Origin of the sequence: Micromonospora lutea (genome assembly GCF_016863535.1) — a bacterium.
Classification (GTDB): Bacteria; Actinomycetota; Actinomycetes; order Mycobacteriales; family Micromonosporaceae; genus Micromonospora; species Micromonospora lutea.
Genome location: NZ_BOPB01000010.1, coordinates 115653 through 133503, shown reverse-complemented (window position 1 = coordinate 133503; position 17851 = coordinate 115653). Strand labels below are relative to the sequence as shown.

Genomic DNA, 17851 nt, shown 5'->3' with positions numbered 1-17851 from the left:
GAACGGTGAAGCCTGCGATCCTCTGGCCCGAACGACTGCTGCCCGCTCACTCGGTCCCGCCGCCCTGGCCGGGGCGTGAGGTGCAACTCGACGGGGCGGTCACCTACGTCCGGGAGACGCCGGCCACCAGCCCGGACGCCGAACCGGCGCTGTACGTGCACGGTCTGGGCGGCTCGTCGCAGAACTGGACGGATCTGGCGGGGTTGCTCGCCGGCCGACTGGACGGCCAGGCGATCGACCTGCCTGGCTTCGGTCGGAGCGAGCCGGGCCGGCGCTACACGGTGCCGGTCTTCGCGGAGCGGGTGATCCGCTGGATCGAGTACTCCGCTCGCGGACCGGTGCACCTGTTCGGCAACTCGCTGGGCGGTGCGATCTCGGTACGGGTGGCGGCGCTGCGGCCGGATCTGGTCCGGACGCTGACCCTGGTGTCGCCCGCCCTGCCGTTCCTCGACTTCCGCCGTTCGTTGCAGGGGCGGATGCTGCCACTGCTGGCGATCCCCCGGGGCGAACGGTTGGCCGCCTGGCGGCTGGCCCAACTGGCACCGGAGGTGATGGCGCAGCAGGTGATGGAGGCGTGTGTGGCCGACCTCAGCCGGATCTGCGACCAGCGTCGGCGCGAGGCGTTGGAGGAGATCCGCGTCCGCTACGAGGCGGAGCACTACGCGGCGGCGTACGTGCGTACCTTCCGGGGTCTGGTGTCCAGTTTCCTGCGGTCGTACCTGCCCGGGGCGGGTTCGCTGTGGCGGATGGCCGAAGCGGTGCGTGCGCCGTCGCTCGTCATCGGCGGACGCCGGGACCGGCTGGTCGACGTACGGGTGGCACCGCAGGCCGCGCGGGTGATCCCGGACAGCCGGCTTCTGATGATCGACGACGTTGGTCATGTGGCCCAGTTGGAGGTGCCGCGCCTGGTGGCCCGGGCCGTGCTGGGGTTGCTGGCTGAGACGGGGGAACCCGCCCGCCGGGCCGACCTGGCAGGATGACCGGGTGCACAGCCCTGGCAGCCGTCGTCGATCGGCTCGTTCCGCTGGCCGTCATGCCGTCCGGTCAGATTCCCCCCACCAAGATTCAGCAGTGGACCTGACCGTGTCCGCCAGGAAGAAGGGGCGACGCTGGCGGTTCGGGCCCGGGTCGCTGGTCCGGGTGGCGGTGCTGGTGGCCGCCGGCGGTGCCGCGCTGGCGATGGTGGCCGGTGGCACCGGCATGGACTCGGACGCGGCCGGAGAGGTCGCCCCGGTGGCTCCCACGCCGACCGTGACCCCGTCCTCCCCTGCGGCGTCGCCGTCGCGGGTGGACGTGTCCCCGTCGCCCGAGGCGCCCGTCCTGCAGGAGCCGGGCTCGATCCCGTCGACCGGCCCGGGTCGGTTCAGGTACGACGACCGGACCGGTCCGGTGCTGGGCGCGGCTGGTGGCATCCGGCGCTACCGGGTGGCCGTGGAGTCCGGCTCCGGCGCGGACGCGGGCGAGTTCGCCCTGGCGGTGCGGACCGCGCTGGCCGGTCCGGGCAGTTGGGTGGAGAGCGGTCGGTTGCGGTTGCGGCAGGTCGACGGCGCGGCGCGTCACGACTTCACCGTCTACCTCGCGACGGCCGGGACGGCGGGCCGGATGTGCGCCGCCGGGGGTGTCGACATCCGCGTCGGTGGCCGGCCGTACACCTCCTGCCGGGCGGCAGGAAAAGTGATCATCAACCTGGACCGGTGGCGGCTGTCGGTGCCACATTTCGTCGAGGCCGAGGTGCCGCTCGCGCTCTACCGGACGTATGTGATCAATCACGAGGTCGGCCACGAGTTGGGTAACCGGCACGAGCGCTGCCCGGGGCGTGGCGAGCCGGCTCCGGTGATGATGCAGCAGACCCTCTTCCTCAAGGGGTGCGTCGCGAACCCGTGGCCGTACCTGGACGGCAGGCGGTACGCGGGTCCGCCGCTCTGAGCGGCACCCGACCGGAGCAAAATGCGGTGATGCGCCAGAATTGGGTGCAACGATACGGTCATGCCCTCCACACCCCTTTGGCGTGACTTCGGTCGCTCGGAGCATCCACCGGAACGCGGAGATCCTCCCCCCGGACCGGTGCCACCGCGCCGGGTGATCGTGGCCCTGGTCGTGGTGCTGGCGCTGGCCGCCACCACAGCTGTGCTGCTGGTCCGGGCCGCTGAGCGGGAGGCCGAACCGGGGCAGGGCTTCGGTGACCGGGTCGCCTCCGGAACAGGTGGTGACGAGCGGACCAGGCCGAGCAGGTACCCGTGGGTGGGTGCCGGCAGCTTCACGGTGGCCGGTAACCACTCGCCGGTGCACGGCCAGGACGGCCCGGTGGCCCGCTACCGGGTTGCCGTCGAACAAGACGCTGGCCAGGATCCGGACGCCTTCGCCGCCGAGGTCGACGGGGTGCTCGCCGATCCCCGTAGCTGGATCGGCACGGGGGAACTGCGTGTCCAGCGGGTGGACGAGGCGGAACCGGCCGACTTCACCATCTACCTGGCCACCCCACTCACCTCGGAGGCGATGTGCGCAGAGGGGGGACTCAGCACCGAGGGCTACACCTCGTGCCGGCTTCCCGGCCAGGTGATCATCAACCTGGCACGCTGGCTGGAGGCGGTGCCGGATTACGGTGCACCGCTGGAGGTCTACCGGGCATACGTGATCAACCATGAGGTCGGGCACGAATTCGGGGAGGGGCATGAGGCGTGTCCGGCACCGGGGGCGCCGGCACCGGTGATGCAGCAGCAGACGTACGGTCTGGACGGCTGCCTGGCGAACGCCTGGCCGATCCTCGACGGGCGTCGGCACGCCGGCGAGCTGATCGGCTGACCCGGACCCGCCGGGGCTATTCCCGCTCCCGCATAACGGGCGACGTGTCTCTGCTCATGGTCGATGGACGCGTCAGCGAGAGACAATGGCCGGGTTGCCCGCCACATCGATTCCGGGGAGTCCACCGTGTCGTTGCCCCCGCTCGTCGAACCCGCCGCCGAGCTGTCCGTTGACGAGATCCGCCGCTACTCGCGCCACCTGATCATCCCCGACGTCGGGGTCGAAGGTCAGAAGCGGCTGAAGAACGCCCGGGTGCTCTGTGTCGGCGCCGGTGGGCTGGGTTCTCCCGCCCTGCTGTACCTGGCCGCCGCCGGGGTCGGCACGCTCGGCATCATCGACTTCGATACCGTCGACGAATCCAACCTCCAGCGCCAGGTCATCCACGGCGTCTCCGACATCGGCCGGTCGAAGGCCGAATCGGCCGCGGCGAGCATCCGCGAGATCAACCCGTTGGTGAACGTCGAGATCCACAACACCGTGCTGGACCGGGAGAACGTCCGCGAGATCTTCGCCCAGTACGACCTGATCGTCGACGGTACGGACAACTTCGCCACCCGGTACATGGTCAACGACGCGGCCGTGCTGCTCGGCAAGCCGTACGTCTGGGGGTCGATCTACCGGTTCGACGGTCAGGCCTCGGTGTTCTGGGCCGAGCACGGCCCCTGCTACCGCTGCCTCTACCCGGAGCCGCCGCCGCCCGGCATGGTCCCCTCCTGCGCCGAGGGTGGGGTGCTCGGTGTGCTCTGCGCCTCGATCGGCTCAATCCAGGTCAACGAGGCGATCAAGCTGCTCGCCGGTATCGGTGAGCCGCTGGTCGGCCGGCTGATGGTCTACGACGCCCTGGAGATGAGCTACCGCAAGATCAAGGTTCGCAAGGACCCGAACTGCGTGCTCTGCGGCGAGAACCCGACGCTCACCGACCTGATGGAGGACTACGAGGACTTCTGCGGCGCGGTGTCGGTGGAGGCCCAGGAGGCGGTGGTCGACGCGACCATCACCGCGTCCGAACTGAAGGAGTGGCAGGACGCCGGCAAGGACATCTTCCTCGTCGACGTCCGGGAGCCGGCCGAGTACGAGATCGTCCGCATTCCCGGCGCCACCCTGATCCCCAAGGGCGAGATCCTCTCCGGTGAGGCGCTGTCCAAGCTCCCGCAGGACCGCCAGATCGTGCTGCACTGCAAGTCCGGCGTCCGCTCCGCCGAAGCACTTGCCGCGCTGAAGGCGGCCGGCTTCCGCGATGCGGTGCACGTCCAGGGCGGGGTGCTCTCCTGGATCAAGCAGATCGACCCGTCCCTCCCCGAGTACTGACATGTAAGGAGGGGCCCCTTCTTAACGCCTCCGGTAGAGGAGGGGCCCCTTCTTAACACCCTGCTGTCGGTCGCTCGCACCTGTCCGTCCTACTGAGGCGGGATCAGGTTCGCGCCGGTAGCGTGGCCGCCGTGGTCGACATCGACGCCGCGATCGGATTCGTGGTGGCTCACGGGGACGCGGTGGAGCGGGCCCGCTTGTCCTGGCTGCGTACCGCCGCGCAGCCGTCGCCGGAGGTGCTCGACAGCGTCGAGGTCGGCCAGACCCTGGGCGGCGGCTGGCCGGCGTCGTGGGGTGACGAGATCGCCTCCGTCGACGCGACCTGTTTCCGCCTCGCCGAACTGGACGACCTCGGTGCGCTCGCCCGGCCCAGCGCCCGTCGCGCGTTGGACTGGCTCGCCGCCGGCCAACAACGCGACGGCTGCTGGGAGGAGGACGAAGCGCTGGCGGGCAGCGCCCCGGAGTGGGCCCGTCCGGGTGATCCGGAGGCACGGCTCTTCCTGACCGCCAACGCGGCGTTCTGGCTCACCGTGGCCGGTCTCGACGCCCGGGCTGCCGGGCCGCTCGACCATCGGGTCGGCGGAGCGTACGCCGGTGTGGTGCAGGCCGCCGGCCAGGCGATCGCCGCCCACCTGCGCCCCGACGGCAGCTGGCCCTCCTTCCTGGCCGCCGGTTGGCTGAGCGCGGCGGTCCTGCACCGGCAGCAGATGTTCTACGAGTCGGCACAGATCAAGGCGGTGCTCGCCGAGCGGATCCCCCAGGTGTCGCCGGCTGACGCCGCCTGGCTGGCCTCGACGTTGCGTCGGGTGGGCGTCGACGAGCAGGAGTGGACGCTGGTGGCGGCCTGGCGCAGGCTCGCCGAGACACAGCGCAGCGACGGCGGGTGGGACAGTGACGACGGGCACCAGTTCGACGTGCACACCACGCTGAGGGTGATCCGGGCCTGCCGCTGACATAGGCCCTTCCGCACGGTTTAGCGGAGGTGGCCGGTGCCGGTGACCACGTACTTGGTGCTGGTCAGCTCGGGTAGACCCATGGGGCCTCGGGCGTGCAGCTTCTGGGTGGAGATGCCGATCTCGGCGCCGAAGCCGAACTCGCCACCGTCGGTGAACCGGGTGGAGGCGTTGACCATCACGGCCGCCGAGTCGACCCGAGCCACGAACTCCCGGGCGGCCGACTGCGAGTCGGTGACGATCGCCTCGGTGTGGCCGCTCCCGTACCGCCGGATGTGCGCGACCGCCGCGTCGAGCGAGTCGACGACGGCGACCGAGATGTGCGCGGCGAGGTACTCGGTGCCGAAGTCCTCGTCGGTGGCGGCGAGCACGGCGTCGGAGTACGCGGCCACCCGCGCGTCGCCGTGCACGGTCACCCCGGCCTCGGCGAACGCGGCCAGCACCGCCGGCAGGAAGGCATCGGCCACGTCGGCGTGCACCAGCAGCGACTCGGCGGTGTTACAGGTGGACAGCCGCTGCGTCTTCGCGTTCAGGGTGATCGCGACCGCCATCGACACGTCGGCGGCGGCGTCCACGTAGACGTGGCAGTTGCCCACTCCGGTCTCGATGACCGGCACGGTCGACTCCTCGACCACGGTGCGGATCAGCGATGCGCCACCTCGCGGGATCAGCACGTCGACCAGACCCCGAGCCCGCATCAGCTCCTTGACCGAGTCGCGGGTGCTGGCGTCGACCAGCTGTACCGCGTCCATCGGCAGGCCGGCTTCGCCGATCGCGTCGCGCAGCACCGCGACCAGGGCGGCGTTGGAGTGCGCGGCCGACGAGGAGCCGCGCAGCAGCGCCGCGTTGCCGGCCTTCAGGCAGATGCCGGCGGCGTCCACGGTCACGTTGGGTCGACCCTCGTAGATGACGCCGACCACGCCGAAGGGCACCCGGATCTGCCGCAGTTCCAGCCCGTTGGGCAGGGTCGAGCCGCGGACCACCTCGCCCACCGGGTCGGGCAGCGCGGCCATCTGGCGCAGCGCATCGGCGATGCCGGCCACCCGCGCCTCGTCGAGGGCGAGCCGGTCCAGCACCGCCGCGCTCAGCCCGGCGTCGCGCCCGGCCGCCAGGTCCGCGGCGTTGGCGGTGAGGATCTCCGGCGTACGCGCCACGAGCGCGTCGGCCATCGCGTGCAGCGTGGCGTCCTTGGCGGTACGCGTCGCCACAGCCAGCGCCTCGGCGGCCACCCGCGCCCGGCGGGCCTGCTCGCTCACGCTCATCCCATGCTCCTTCGGGTAAGGAAGGGCCCCCTGTTAACGCCTCGTGTATAGGAAGGGCCCCTTGCAATCACTTCAACCGGTTCACAGCAGTACCAGGTCGTCGCGATGGACGACCTCTCGTTCATACGCCGGACCGAGCGCCGCGGCGAGGTCTGCGGTCGACCGTCCGAGCAGGCCGGGCAGTTCGATCGCGTCATAGTTGACCAGCCCTCGGGCCACCGGCGCGCCGGAGGTGTCGACGAGGTCGACCGGGTCACCTGCGGTGAAGGCGCCGTCCACGGCGGTGATGCCCGCCGGCAGCAGCGACTTGCGCCGCCCCACCACCGCGGCCACCGCGCCCGGGTCGAGGTGCAGCCGTCCCCGGGGCGCGGTGGCGTGGGCGAGCCAGAACAGCCGGGCGGCAGGGCGGCGAGGGCTGGGGTGGAAATAGGTGCCGACCGGCTCACCGGCCAGCGCGGCGACGGCTTGGGCAGCGGAGGTGAGCACCACCGGGATGCCGAAGCCGGTGGCGATCCGGGCCGCCTCGACCTTGGTCACCATGCCGCCGGTACCGACCCCCGCGCGGCCGCGGCCGCCGATCTCGACACCGACCAGGTCCGCCTCGTCGTGCACTTCGGCGATGCGGCGGGAGTCGGGTCGGGCCGGGTCGCCGGTCCAGAGCGCGTCGACGTCGGAGAGGAGCACCAGCAGGTCGGCGTCGACGAGCGCGGCCACCAGCGCGGCCAACCGGTCGTTGTCGCCGAAGCGGATCTCCTCGGTGGCGACCGTGTCGTTCTCGTTGACGATCGGCACAGCCCGCAGGTCGAGCAGTTTGCGCAGGGTGCGGTACGCGTTGCGGTAGTGGGCCCGCCGGGTCACATCGTCGACGGTGAGCAGCACCTGGCCCACGGTGCGACCGTGCCGGGCGAAGGCGGCTGCGTACCGCCCGATCAGCAGGCCCTGGCCGACGCTGGCGGCGGCCTGCTGGGTGGCCAGGTCGCGCGGTCGCCGGGGTAGGCCGAGCGGGGCGAGGCCGGCGGCGATGGCACCGGAGGAGACCAGCACCACCTCGCGGCCGTCGGTGCCCCGCAGGCTGAGGGCGTCGACCAACGCGTCGACCTGCCCGTCGTCCAAACCGCCGCTGGCGGTGGTCAACGAGGAAGATCCGATCTTGACAACGACCCGCCGGGCCGCCGTGACTGCGTCGCGCACCCGCCCATTCTGCGCTGTCGGCGCGGCGTGACCAGCCGCCGTTCCCATAGTCTGGCCGCTTGTGACACCTGACGAGTACGTCGAGGCGGTGCTGGAACTGGTCGACCGGATCCCACCCGGCCGCGTGATGTCGTACGGGGCGGTGGCCGACGCGTTGACCGAGCGCTCCGGGCGGGCGTCGGCGCGGCTGGTCGGGGCGATCATGGCACGCCACGGTGGTGGGGCGCCGTGGCACCGGGTGGTGAACGCGGCCGGTGCGCTGCCGCCGAGGCTGATCGCTCAGGCGCGGGCACGTTGGCTCGCCGAGGGGACACCGTTGCGTGGCACCGGGGTGGACATGCGGGCGGCGGCGTGGTGGCCCGAGCAGGGGATGTGACCCTGGCCATAACATGAGTAACATTCGGCCCCATGACCGCGCCGCCGGGTGGCTCCGGCCCACCGTCCGCGCCCGGCCCGTCCGCGCCCGGCCCGTCCGCGCCCGGCCCGTCCGCGCCCGGCGCCGGTACGGCGGCCCCGGCCACCGTTTCCCGTACGAGCCCGGACGCCGCAGCGGCAGCGGCCGGCGCGCTGCCGCGCGGTGTGCATGCCGGCTACGCGCTCGGCTCACTGGCGACGGGAGCCTTCGGCACCGTGCCGGGGTTGCTGCTGTTGCCCTATCTCACCGACACGCTCGGAGTGGCCGCCGGGCTGGCCGCCCTGCTGGTGCTGCTGCCGAAGGCCTGGGACGTGCTGGCCAACCCGGTGGCCGGGCGGATCTCCGACCGGACCCGGTCGCGGTGGGGCGCTCGCCGTCCGTATCTGCTCTTCGGTGGGCTGGCGCTGGCCGTGCTGTTCGGGTCGATCTTCGCCGCGCCGTTCGGTGCCGGTCCCGCCTCCGGGGCGTACGTCGCCGTCGCCTTCCTGGCCACCGCGACCGCGTTCGCCTTCTTCCAGGTGCCGTACGTGGCGATGCCAGCCGAGCTGACCAGCGACTACGCCGAACGTACCCGGATGATGACCTGGCGGATCGCGGTGCTGGCGCTGGCCATCCTGGTCGCCGGTGCGGTGGCGCCGCTGGTACGCGATGCGGCCGGCGGAGGTGTCGCCGGGCACCGTTGGATGGGTGTCTTCGTGGCCGCTCTGATCGCGCTCGGTGCCGTCGGTGCCTTCCTCGGCACCCGGTCCGCCCCGCAGGATGCGGTCGCCGAGAGCGAGCCCAGCCTGCGCGCCCAGCTCACCGTCGTGGCCCGTAACCGGCCCTTCCGGGCGCTGCTGCTCTGCTTCGTGGTGCAGTCCGCCGGGGTGGCCACCATCCTCGCCGGAGTCCAGTACTTCGCCGACCACGTACTGCGGGACTCGGCGACCGGCCCGACCGTGCTGTTCGTCTGTTTCGTCGGCCCGGCGCTGGTGGTGATGCCGCTCTGGTCCCGGGTGGGTGCCCGGGTGGGCAAGCTCGCCGCCCTGGTGGCGGCGTCGTTGATCCTGTCGGCCGGTGGGCTGGCGCTGGTCGCCGCGCCGGTGCTGCCAAGCCCCGTGATCTACCTGCTGGTCGCGTTGCTCGGCGTCGGGTACGCCGGGCAGCAGGTGTTCGCGCTGGCCATGCTCCCGGACTGCATCGCGTACGACACCATGCGTACCGGGCGTCGGCAGGCCGGCGTCTTCACCGGGGTGTGGACGGCCGGCGAGACCTTCGGACTGGCTCTCGGCCCCGGCATCTACGGCCTGGTGTTGGCCCTCACCGGCTACGTCTCCTCCACCACCGGTACCGCAGCCACCCAGTCCGACACCGCCCGCCTCGGAGTGCTGCTCGGCTTCACGGTCCTCCCCGCCCTCCTCATCGGCCTGGCCACCCTCCTCCTCCGCCCCTACGACCTAACCCCCACCCACCTAACCCCACCCACCCCCACCCCCCACCCCACCCCTACCCCCACCCCACCCCCAGCCACCGCCGATCATGCAGTTGTGGCAGGAACAAAAGCCGCTGAAACCCACGGAAAGGGCGCCACAACTCCATGATCGACGAGAACCTGCCGAACCAGGGCGTGGCGGCGGAGCTGGTGCTGGCGGAGATCCGCGAGCTGCGGGCGATGGACCGGCCGACCCATGGGGGGCGGCTGTTCGCGTACGTCTACGACCCGGCGGTGCCCGGGTTGGACGCGCTCGCCGCCGCCGCGTACGCCGAGAGCGCCCACGTCAACGGGCTCGACCCGACGGCCTTCCCGTCTCTGCTGGCCATGGAGAACGCGCTGGTCGCGGCAGCGGCACGGCTGCTCGGCGGCGGACCGGGCACCAGCGCTCCGGACGTCGTCGGCAGCGTCACCAGCGGCGGCACCGAGTCACTCATCCTGGCCGTGAAGACCGCTCGGGACGCCCGGCCGGACATCGCGGCACCCCGGATCGTGGCGCCGGCCACCGCCCATGCCGCGTTCGCCAAGGCGGCCCACTACCTGCGGGTGGAACTCGACACGGTGCCGGTCGACCCGACCACCCTGCGGCCGGCGGTCGCCGACGTGGCTGCTGCAATCCGGCCGGAGACGGTGCTGGTGGCCTGCTCGGCACCCTCGTACGCGCACGGCGTAGTGGATCCGGTCGAGCAGATCGCCGAGGTGGCCGCCGCGGCAGGGGTCCGCTGCCACGTGGACGCCTGCTTCGGTGGCTGGACGCTGCCGTACCTGCGGCGTCTCGGTGCTCCGGTGCCCCCGTTCGATCTCGCCGTGCCGGGGGTCACCTCGATCTCGGTGGACCTGCACAAGTACGCGTACGCGCCGAAGGGCGTGTCGGTGCTGCTGCACCGCGATCCGCAGTTGCGTGCCTCGCAGTACTTCGCGTACGCCGACTGGCCCGGGTACACGATGATCAACCCGGTGATCTCGTCGACCCGCTCCGGTGGGCCGATCGCCGCCGCGTACGCCACCCTGCGCCACCTCGGCGACGACGGTTACCTGGAGCTGACCCGCCGGACCTGGGAGGCGGTGCGCGCGCTGGCCGACGCGGTACGCGGCACCGACGGGCTGCGGCTGGTAGCCGAGCCGGAGTCGACAGTGGTCTGCCTGACCGCCACCGACGCCGGCCCGGACCTGTTCGTGCTGGTCGACGAGTTGGCGGCGCGGGGTTGGCACACCCAGCCACAGCTGTCGTACGCCGGGTTGCCGCCCAGCGTGCACCTCACGGTGACCGCCGCCGTGGCGCCCCGGACAGCGGAGTTCGGTCCCGACCTGGCCGACGCGGTCACCGCCGCCCGGGCGGCGGGGCCAGTGGAGTTGCCGCCAGAACTGCGTGCCCTGGCCGGCACGCTGGCGCCGGAGGCGCTCACCGGCGACCTGGTCGCCGGCCTCGCCGCCGGCCTCGGGCTCAATCCCAGCGGTGGGTTGCCGGAACGGATGGCCCCGGTCAACACGCTGCTCGACGCCGCGCCATCGGCGCTACGCGAGCGGCTGCTGGTCGAGTTCGTCAGCCTGTTGCAGCGCCCGGCCTGGTAGCGGTCCGTCGGCGCGCGATGTTAGGAGGGGGCCCTTGTACAACGCCAGGCGTTAACAGGGGGCCCTTCCTTTCAGCAAGGTGCGGTGGGGGCTGTGGTTGACTGTCGGGGACGGGAGGGGGAGCGGTCGTGCAGCTGCCTGCGGTGCTCGGTGAGCCGATCCGGTTCGTGCTCAACTGGGGTCGACGCTATTCGCTCTGGGTCTTCAACTTCGGCCTGGCCTGCTGCGCCATCGAGTTCATCGCGACCAGCATGTCCCGTCACGATTTCATGCGACTCGGCGTGATCCCGTTCGCGCACGGACCTCGGCAGGCCGACCTGATGGTGGTCTCCGGCACCGTCACCGACAAGATGGCCCCGGCGATCAAGCGGCTCTACGACCAGATGCCCGAGCCGAAGTACGTGATCTCGTTCGGTGCCTGCTCCAACTGCGGCGGTCCCTACTGGGATTCGTACTCGGTGACCAAGGGGGTTGACCAGCTCATCCCGGTCGACGTCTACGTGCCCGGCTGCCCGCCCCGGCCCGAGGCGTTGCTGCACGGCATCCTCCGCCTGCAGGAGAAGATCGCCGCCGAGCAGTCCGGCATCGGCGGCGTGTCCCGCCCGGACCCGCTCGCCGCGCCGGTCGACGCCCCACCCGCCGACGGTGTGGTACCTCGCTCCACCGCCTCGCTGACCGCCCCACCGGTACGCCCGCCGAGCGCCTGAAGCTCCCACGCGCCGGTCGACGCCAGCCTGGCGAGCCGACTGGCGGTCGGGGATTAACGTCGGATCATGACCGACGTCATGGAACAGCGTTCCGCTTTCATCGTCAAGGTGCTGACCGAGGAGTTCGGCACCCTGATGGCGCTCGACCCGGCCGCCTTCCGGCGCAAGTTCCGCAAGATGGCCGCCTCACCCTTCGCCTTCTACCGGGGCAGTGCCAGCCTCTTCTACGCCGACCAGCGCGGCGACTTCGCCGACGACCGTTTCCTTGACGCGCAGACCAGCCGGGTGTGGATCCACGGCGACCTGCACGCGGAGAACTTCGGCACCTACATGAACGGCTCCGGCCAGCTCGTCTTCAACGTCAACGACTTCGACGAGGCCTACGTCGGGCCGTTCACCTGGGACCTGCGGCGGTTCGTCGCGAGCGTGGCGCTGATCGGCTACACCAAGGCGCTCTCCGACCGGGTGATCAGCGATCTGGTCACCTGCTTCGCGGACGCGTACCTGGTCGAGCTGCGGGCCATTGCCGCCGGCGGGGACGACGCCATCGGCTCGATCACCCTGGACAACGCCGACGGGGTGCTGCGCCGGGTGCTCCAGCAGGCCCGGCTGAACACCCGGGTCGACCTGCTGCGCGGGCAGACCACCATCGACAACTACGAGCGCCGGTTCTCCCTCGGTGACGGGGTGTACGAGGTCGACGGTGAGGTGCGGGCGCGGGTGTGCGCGGCGTTCGAGGCGTACCTGGAGACACTGCCGGTCTCGACGGCGCAGGCCAGGCCGCTCGCCACGCAGATCAAGGACGTGGTGCTGCGCAAGGGCGTGGGCATCGGCTCGGCCGGGCTGCCGTCGTACAACCTCCTGTTGGAGGGGCACACGCAGGCGCTGGAGAACGACGTCCTGATCTACATGAAGCAGGCCCAGGTGCCGGCGGTGGCACGGTACATCGACGACGAGCGGGTCCGCGGCTACTTCCGGCACCAGGGGCACCGCACCGCCGAGTCCCAACGGGCCCTCCAGGCGCACGCCGACCCGTGGGTGGGCTTCACCGAACTCGACGGCGTCGGCCAACTCGTCGCCGAGGTCTCCCCGTACGCGGCCGACCTCGACTGGGCGGACGTCAACGAGCCGGAGGAACTGGCCGGGGTGCTGGCCGACCTCGGTCGGGCGGTCGCCCGGATGCACTCGGTGGCCGACGACGAGTCCAGCCACGACCTGGTCGACTACTCGACCGAGGAGGCCATCGTCGCCGCCGTCGACACGGACCCCGCCGGCTTCGTCGGGCACCTGGTCGACTTCGCCCACACCTACGGCGTACGGGCCCGGCAGGATCACCAGCTCTTCGTCGACCTGTTCCGCAACGGCCGCCTCCCCGGCATCTGACCTCCCCGAGCCGTTCCGGTACAGGCCCGGCCGTCGGCCTGTACCGGTACCGGCGGGTCGCCCGGGCCAGTCGGCTCAGGTGTCGAATTCGAGCACCACCTTGATGTCCTGCGGGCCGGGTGAATAGGCGATGCCGTACTCGGCCAGCGGCACCCGGCGGGTGATCAGCGAAGCGAGCCAGGCCGGATCGGCCTTGGACAGTGCCTCGGCGGCACCTTCCCAGTGCCGCCGGTTGGCGTTCACCGAGCCGAAGACGACGTTGTTCTCCAGGACCAGGGTCCGGTTCAGCGCCCCCGCGTCGAAGTCGATCGTCCGTCCGCCGGTGGAGACGCCGGCCAGGCAGACGATCCCGTTGGGACCGGCCCTGCACATCGCCTCCAGGACGACCGCCGGCGCGCCGGTGCACTCGACGATGACGTCCGGTTGCAGGTCCAGACGATCGAGCGGGCCGGAGTGGTAGGTCGCCCCGAGCGCACTGGCGAGCGCGGGTTTCGGGCCTTCGGTGGCCAGGTCGAGCACGTGCACGGAGAGGCCCCGCTGGCTGGCCAGCAGCGCGGCGAGCAGGCCGATCGGCCCGGCACCGGTGATCAACGCCGTACGCGGCTGCCACTCGGCCCGCAGGCCGATCCGGTCGACGTGGTCCCACGCCTTGACCATCACACTTGTCGGTTCGAGCAGCGTGCCAACCTTGATCAGCGACGGGTCGAGCCCCACGGCGAAGCGGGGCTGCAACCGCCACCGCTCGCGGGCGAAGCCCGGCAGCGCCTTGATGCCGTGCTCGGTGAACTGGCCGTTGCGGCACATGTCCCATTCGCCGACCGCGCAGTTCGAGCAGGGCACCGGATCGGGGTGCCGGACGATGCCGGCAACCAGATCGCCGGGCTGCCGGGTGCCGGTCGGGTCCTCCAGCACCCGGCCCAGGGACTCGTGGCCGAGCACCAGGCGGTCGGTGTCGGGCGGTGCCTCGCCGTACTGCCCCTCGATGATCTCGATGTCGGTGCCGCAGACGCCCACCGCGAGGGCCTCCACCAGGATCGGTCCCTCCTCGGGGGCCGGTTCCGGGTAGTCGTCGAGCAGCCGCAGAGAGCCGGGTACCCCCGGGATGACGGTGACAGCGCGCACACCTCCATCCTGGTGCCCGCGCCCGACCGGCAGGGCGAAGCCCGGGAGAGTCACCCGCCCGCGTGCACCGGGCCGCGTGACCGCTGAACGCCGGCCCGGGTGGGGCGGCCGGGTGCGCAGCACGCCGGCTCACCGCCGGAGCCTCGTCTCGGCTCAGCGAGATCCGGGAGACACGTCCTAGGATCAGCGGCATGACACCGGAAGAGGTTGGCCAGCGGCTCGTCGCGCTGCTCGCGCCCGTCGAGGCCACCGCGACGGTCTCCGGCGGTCAGGCCCACTCCCGGGCCACCGTCGACGTACCCCCGCACGCCTGGCGGGCCGCGTTGCTGGCCGCCCGCGACGACGCCGATCTGGCCTGCGACTACTTCGACTGGCTGTCGGCGGTCGACGAGTTGAGCGACGGCTTCGACATGGTGGCCCACCTCTGGTCCACCGCGCGCCGGCACGGCGTGCTGGTACGCGCCCGGGTGCCCCGCGAGACACCGACGGTCGACTCCGTCGTGGCGGTCTATCCGGGTGCCGCCTGGCACGAGCGGGAAACCTACGAGATGTTCGGCATCGACTTCGCCGGGCACGCCGACCTGCGCCCGCTGCTGCTGCCACCGGAGTTCGAGGGGCATCCGCTGCGCAAGGAGTTCGTGCTGGCCTCACGGGTGGCGAAACCCTGGCCGGGCGCGAAGGAACCGGGTGAGTCGGAGGCCGGCGGTGGACGCCGTCCGATCCGACCGCCGGGCGTACCCGCGCCGGGCGAGTGGGGGGTCGTGCCGACCCCCGCCGGCGCCGGTGGGGTGGGGGAGGGGCCGCGCGGGGGCACCCCGGCCCGTCCGACCCGAGCCGCCCGGGAACGTCCGGCCCGTCCGGCGTCGGATGACGGAGGTACGGCCTGATGCCGCTCTGGCTGGAGTTGGTCATCCGGATCGGTGGCGTGTTGGCCGCCTTCCTCGTCCTGCCGTTGCTGGTCGGGCAGGCGGAGCACAAGGTGATGGCGCACATGCAGGGCCGGCTCGGCCCGATGTACGCGGGCGGGTTCCACGGCTGGGCGCAGTTGATCGCCGACGGGGTGAAGTTCGTCCAGAAGGAGGACGTGACTCCGCGCGCGGCCGACCGGCCGGTGTTCCGGTTGGCGCCGGCGGTGGCGCTGGTGCCGTACCTGCTGGTCCTGCTGGTGATCCCGCTCGGTCCGAACGACCTGGTCGGGCAGCCGCTGGACATCGGGCTCTTCTTCGTGCTCGCGGTGGTCGGCGTGGGCGTGTTGGCGGTGCTCATGTCGGCCTGGGCGTCGGCCAACAAGTACAGCCTGCTCGGTGGGCTGCGCGGTGCGGCACAACTGCTCGGCTACGAGCTGCCGCTGGTGCTGGCTGCCGCCTCGGTGGCGATGGCCGCCGGGACGCTCAGCCTCTCCGGCATCGTCGAGGCGTGGCAGCCGTGGTGGCTGCTCTGGCAGGCACCGGCGATGGTGATCTTCTTCGTGGCCGGACTGGCGGAGATCCGTCGGCCGCCCTTCGACATGCCGGTCGCCGATTCGGAGCTGGTCTTCGGTTACCTGACCGAGTACACCGGTCTGCGCTTCGCGTTCCTGCTGCTGGCCGAGTACGTCGGTATCGTGGTGATCGCCGCGCTCACCACCGTGCTGTTCCTCGGCGGCTGGCAGGGCCCGTTCGCCGACGAGCAGCTCGGCTGGCTCTGGACCCTGCTGAAGGTTGCCGCGGTCAGCTTCGTGATCATCTGGCTCCGGGTGTCCTACCCCCGGCTCCGCGCCGACCAGCTCCAACGCCTCTGCTGGCTGGTCCTGGTCCCCGCCGCCCTGGCCCAACTAGTCCTAACCGCCGCCATCCGCCTAACCCTCTAACCCCACCCCACCCCTCCGCGTTGATCATGAGGTTGTTGTGCCCGGCCCTGGCGTGGCGCGACAACAACCTCATGATCAACCGAGTGGGGGGAGGGGGAGGGGTGGGGTGCCGTGGGCGAAGGGGGTGCCGCGGAGGGTTTCGCGGTTGTGGGGGGTGAGCCAGTTCGACAGGTCGGGGCCGAGTGGCACCACGCCGGTCGGGTTGATGTCCCGGTGCACCTCGTAGTAGTGCCGCTTGATGTGGTCGAAGTCGACCGTGTCACCGAAGCCGGGAGTGGTGAACAGGTCCCGGGCGTACGCCCACAGCACCGGCATCTCGCTCAGCTTCTGCCGGTTGCACTTGAAGTGGCCGTGGTACACCGGGTCGAAACGGACCAGCGTGGTGAACAGCCGCACGTCCGCCTCGGTGATCGTGTCGCCGACCAGGTAGCGCTGCCCGGCCAGCCGCTCACTGAGCCAGTCGAGCCGGTCGAACAGCCGCCGGTACGCCCGCTCGTACGCGTCCTGACTGCCGGCGAAGCCGCACCGGTAGACGCCGTTGTTGACGTCGGCGAAGACCACCGCGTTGACCTCGTCGATCTCGGCACGCAGGTGTTCCGGATACAACTGCGGAGCACCGGGGCGGTGGTACGCGGTCCACTCGGTGGACAGGTCCAGGCTCATCTGGGCGTAGTCGTTGGTCACCACCTGCCCGGTGGGCACGTCGACGATGGCCGGCACGGTGATCCCCCGGGGATAGTCCGGGTAGCGCGCGAAGTAGGCCTCCTGGATGCGCTCGATGCCGAGCACCGGGTCCCGCCCGTCCGGGTCGAGATCGAAGGTCCAACTCCGCGCATCGTGGGTCGGGCCGGCGACCCCCATCGAGATGGCATCCTCCAGGCCGAGTAGTCGGCGCACGATGATCAGTCGGTTCGCCCACGGGCATGCCCGGCTGACCACCAGCCGGTAGCGTCCCGGCTCGACCGGATAGCCGTCCCGTCCGTCGGCGGTGATCCGGGTGGTGATGTAGTTCTGGTCCCGCTTGAACTCACCCGGCTCGACGTACTTTCCGGAGGTCTGCGTCCGGTCCGCGTCGTTGCTTTCCGTCATGGTCCCGCCCTCTGCCGTGCCAGCTCACGTCCCGTCCCATCATTGCCGATGCCCGGTCCGCCGGCTCGGCGAGACAGTCGGGACAGGTCAGCGTGACCGGGGGGTGATCCGGTCCAGCGGGATGTCCATCTCCCACGGGTCGGCCAGCAGGATGCCGTCGCTCATCCGGGCGTGCTCGACGTAGACGCGCTTCACCGGGTCGAGCCGGTGGGCGTGCACCACGATCCCCGCCTCGGTCTCGATCCGCCAGAAGAAGGGAATGTCCGCCTCGGCGTAGAGCGCGGGTTTGAGCACCCGGTCGATGCTGCGCGTCCGCTCCGAGACGATCTCCACCACCAGCAGGACCTCCTGCGGCAGGTAGGACGAGGGGTTGCGGGCGGCGACGTCCAACTCGGTGACCAGCAGGTCGGGGATGAAGGCCCGGGTGCGGGACATCCGCACCGCCACCCCCTGCGTGACGTCGAATTCGGCGGGGCAGGTCTCCAGCAAGGCTGCGCCGAGCAGCAGCGCAATGGATTGGTGCAGTCGCGTGGGGGAGGGCGACACGATCAGTTGTCCGTCCAGGAGTTCACGGCGGCGGCCGTCGGCGGGCAGCCGGTCGAGGTCGTCCGTCGTCCACTCGCCCGGCGCCGGGTAGTCGTCGTGCAGCGCGGCGGTCATTGACGGGTCCTTTCCGGTGCGTCGCTTCTCCCCGCAGCCACCGTACTACCGGCTTCCCCCGGGTGGT

Annotated in this window: 16 protein-coding genes and 1 pseudogene; 12 read left to right on the top strand and 5 right to left on the bottom strand. The window is 71.4% G+C overall.

The genetic code is table 11. From position 1 onward, the window contains the following. Nucleotides 1–5: 5 nt before the first annotated feature. The 5 genes and pseudogenes from Vlu01_RS11065 to Vlu01_RS11045 all read left to right on the top strand — a co-directional run bounded on the left by Vlu01_RS11065 (nucleotide 6) and on the right by Vlu01_RS11045 (nucleotide 5063). Entirely contained in the window at nucleotides 6–980 is a 975-nt protein-coding gene (locus Vlu01_RS11065; RefSeq protein ID WP_203997313.1) for an alpha/beta fold hydrolase, read from the top strand. 91 nt (nucleotides 981–1071) lie between these two features. Continuing rightward, nucleotides 1072–1926, top strand: coding sequence for a DUF3152 domain-containing protein (locus Vlu01_RS11060; protein ID WP_308440938.1), 855 nt, complete (start codon nucleotides 1072–1074; stop codon nucleotides 1924–1926). 138 nt (nucleotides 1927–2064) lie between these two features. Further along, nucleotides 2065–2802, top strand: coding sequence for a DUF3152 domain-containing protein (locus Vlu01_RS11055; protein ID WP_239095829.1), 738 nt, complete (start codon nucleotides 2065–2067; stop codon nucleotides 2800–2802). A gap of 56 nt (nucleotides 2803–2858) precedes the next feature. Beyond that, a pseudogene (moeZ, locus tag Vlu01_RS11050) lies at nucleotides 2859–4110 on the top strand (adenylyltransferase/sulfurtransferase MoeZ). Nucleotides 4111–4190: 80 nt separating this feature from the next. Continuing rightward, nucleotides 4191–5063: a prenyltransferase/squalene oxidase repeat-containing protein gene (locus Vlu01_RS11045; protein WP_308440939.1), complete on the top strand. Its 873-nt coding sequence runs from the start codon at nucleotides 4191–4193 to the stop codon at nucleotides 5061–5063. A 20-nt stretch (nucleotides 5064–5083) separates the two neighbouring features. Here the strand turns inward: Vlu01_RS11045 and Vlu01_RS11040 are convergent, their stop codons facing one another. Next, nucleotides 5084–6325 (bottom strand): glutamate-5-semialdehyde dehydrogenase, encoded by a 1242-nt coding sequence (locus tag Vlu01_RS11040; RefSeq protein ID WP_203997305.1) that lies wholly within the window; start codon nucleotides 6323–6325, stop codon nucleotides 5084–5086. Nucleotides 6326–6406: 81 nt separating this feature from the next. After that, nucleotides 6407–7564, bottom strand: coding sequence for a glutamate 5-kinase (gene proB, locus Vlu01_RS11035; protein WP_373307349.1), 1158 nt, complete (start codon nucleotides 7562–7564; stop codon nucleotides 6407–6409). Between the two features lie 13 nt (nucleotides 7565–7577). Here proB and Vlu01_RS11030 point away from each other — a divergent pair, with 13 nt between their 5' ends. The 5 genes from Vlu01_RS11030 (at nucleotide 7578) to Vlu01_RS11010 (ending at nucleotide 13064) form a co-directional block, all read left to right on the top strand. Next, complete coding sequence (locus Vlu01_RS11030; RefSeq protein ID WP_203997301.1) at nucleotides 7578–7892, top strand: MGMT family protein; 315 nt, start codon at nucleotides 7578–7580, stop codon at nucleotides 7890–7892. A 32-nt stretch (nucleotides 7893–7924) separates the two neighbouring features. After that, nucleotides 7925–9511, top strand: a complete 1587-nt coding sequence (locus tag Vlu01_RS11025; RefSeq protein WP_203997298.1) for an MFS transporter — start codon at nucleotides 7925–7927, stop codon at nucleotides 9509–9511. After that, on the top strand, nucleotides 9508–10974 hold the full coding sequence (locus Vlu01_RS11020) for a pyridoxal phosphate-dependent decarboxylase family protein (RefSeq protein ID WP_203997296.1): 1467 nt from the start codon (nucleotides 9508–9510) through the stop codon (nucleotides 10972–10974). The genes Vlu01_RS11025 and Vlu01_RS11020 overlap by 4 nt, the downstream gene beginning before the upstream one ends. 128 nt (nucleotides 10975–11102) lie before the next feature. After that, nucleotides 11103–11681, top strand: coding sequence for an NADH-quinone oxidoreductase subunit B (locus Vlu01_RS11015; protein ID WP_203997295.1), 579 nt, complete (start codon nucleotides 11103–11105; stop codon nucleotides 11679–11681). Nucleotides 11682–11747: 66 nt separating this feature from the next. Then, nucleotides 11748–13064, top strand: a complete 1317-nt coding sequence (locus tag Vlu01_RS11010) for a DUF2252 domain-containing protein (protein WP_203997294.1) — start codon at nucleotides 11748–11750, stop codon at nucleotides 13062–13064. 75 nt (nucleotides 13065–13139) lie between these two features. Here the strand turns inward: Vlu01_RS11010 and Vlu01_RS11005 are convergent, their stop codons facing one another. Beyond that, nucleotides 13140–14186 carry a glucose 1-dehydrogenase gene (locus Vlu01_RS11005; protein WP_203997293.1) on the bottom strand — a complete coding sequence of 349 codons (1047 nt, stop codon included), beginning with the start codon at nucleotides 14184–14186 and terminating at the stop codon, nucleotides 13140–13142. 191 nt (nucleotides 14187–14377) lie between these two features. Between Vlu01_RS11005 and Vlu01_RS11000 the strand changes: the two genes are divergently transcribed. Both Vlu01_RS11000 and Vlu01_RS10995 read left to right on the top strand, forming a co-directional pair. Beyond that, complete coding sequence (locus Vlu01_RS11000; RefSeq protein WP_203997292.1) at nucleotides 14378–15073, top strand: NADH-quinone oxidoreductase subunit C; 696 nt, start codon at nucleotides 14378–14380, stop codon at nucleotides 15071–15073. Next, nucleotides 15073–16035 (top strand): complex I subunit 1/NuoH family protein, encoded by a 963-nt coding sequence (locus Vlu01_RS10995; protein WP_203997291.1) that lies wholly within the window; start codon nucleotides 15073–15075, stop codon nucleotides 16033–16035. Before Vlu01_RS11000 ends, Vlu01_RS10995 begins: the two co-directional genes overlap by 1 nt. Nucleotides 16036–16110: 75 nt before the next feature. On the opposite strand, the gene Vlu01_RS10990 is transcribed toward Vlu01_RS10995, so the two are convergent. Then, entirely contained in the window at nucleotides 16111–17124 is a 1014-nt protein-coding gene (locus Vlu01_RS10990; RefSeq protein ID WP_203997290.1) for a glutathione S-transferase family protein, read from the bottom strand. Nucleotides 17125–17211: 87 nt separating this feature from the next. Further along, on the bottom strand, nucleotides 17212–17784 hold the full coding sequence (locus tag Vlu01_RS10985; RefSeq protein WP_203997288.1) for a Uma2 family endonuclease: 573 nt from the start codon (nucleotides 17782–17784) through the stop codon (nucleotides 17212–17214). Nucleotides 17785–17851 lie beyond the last annotated feature (67 nt).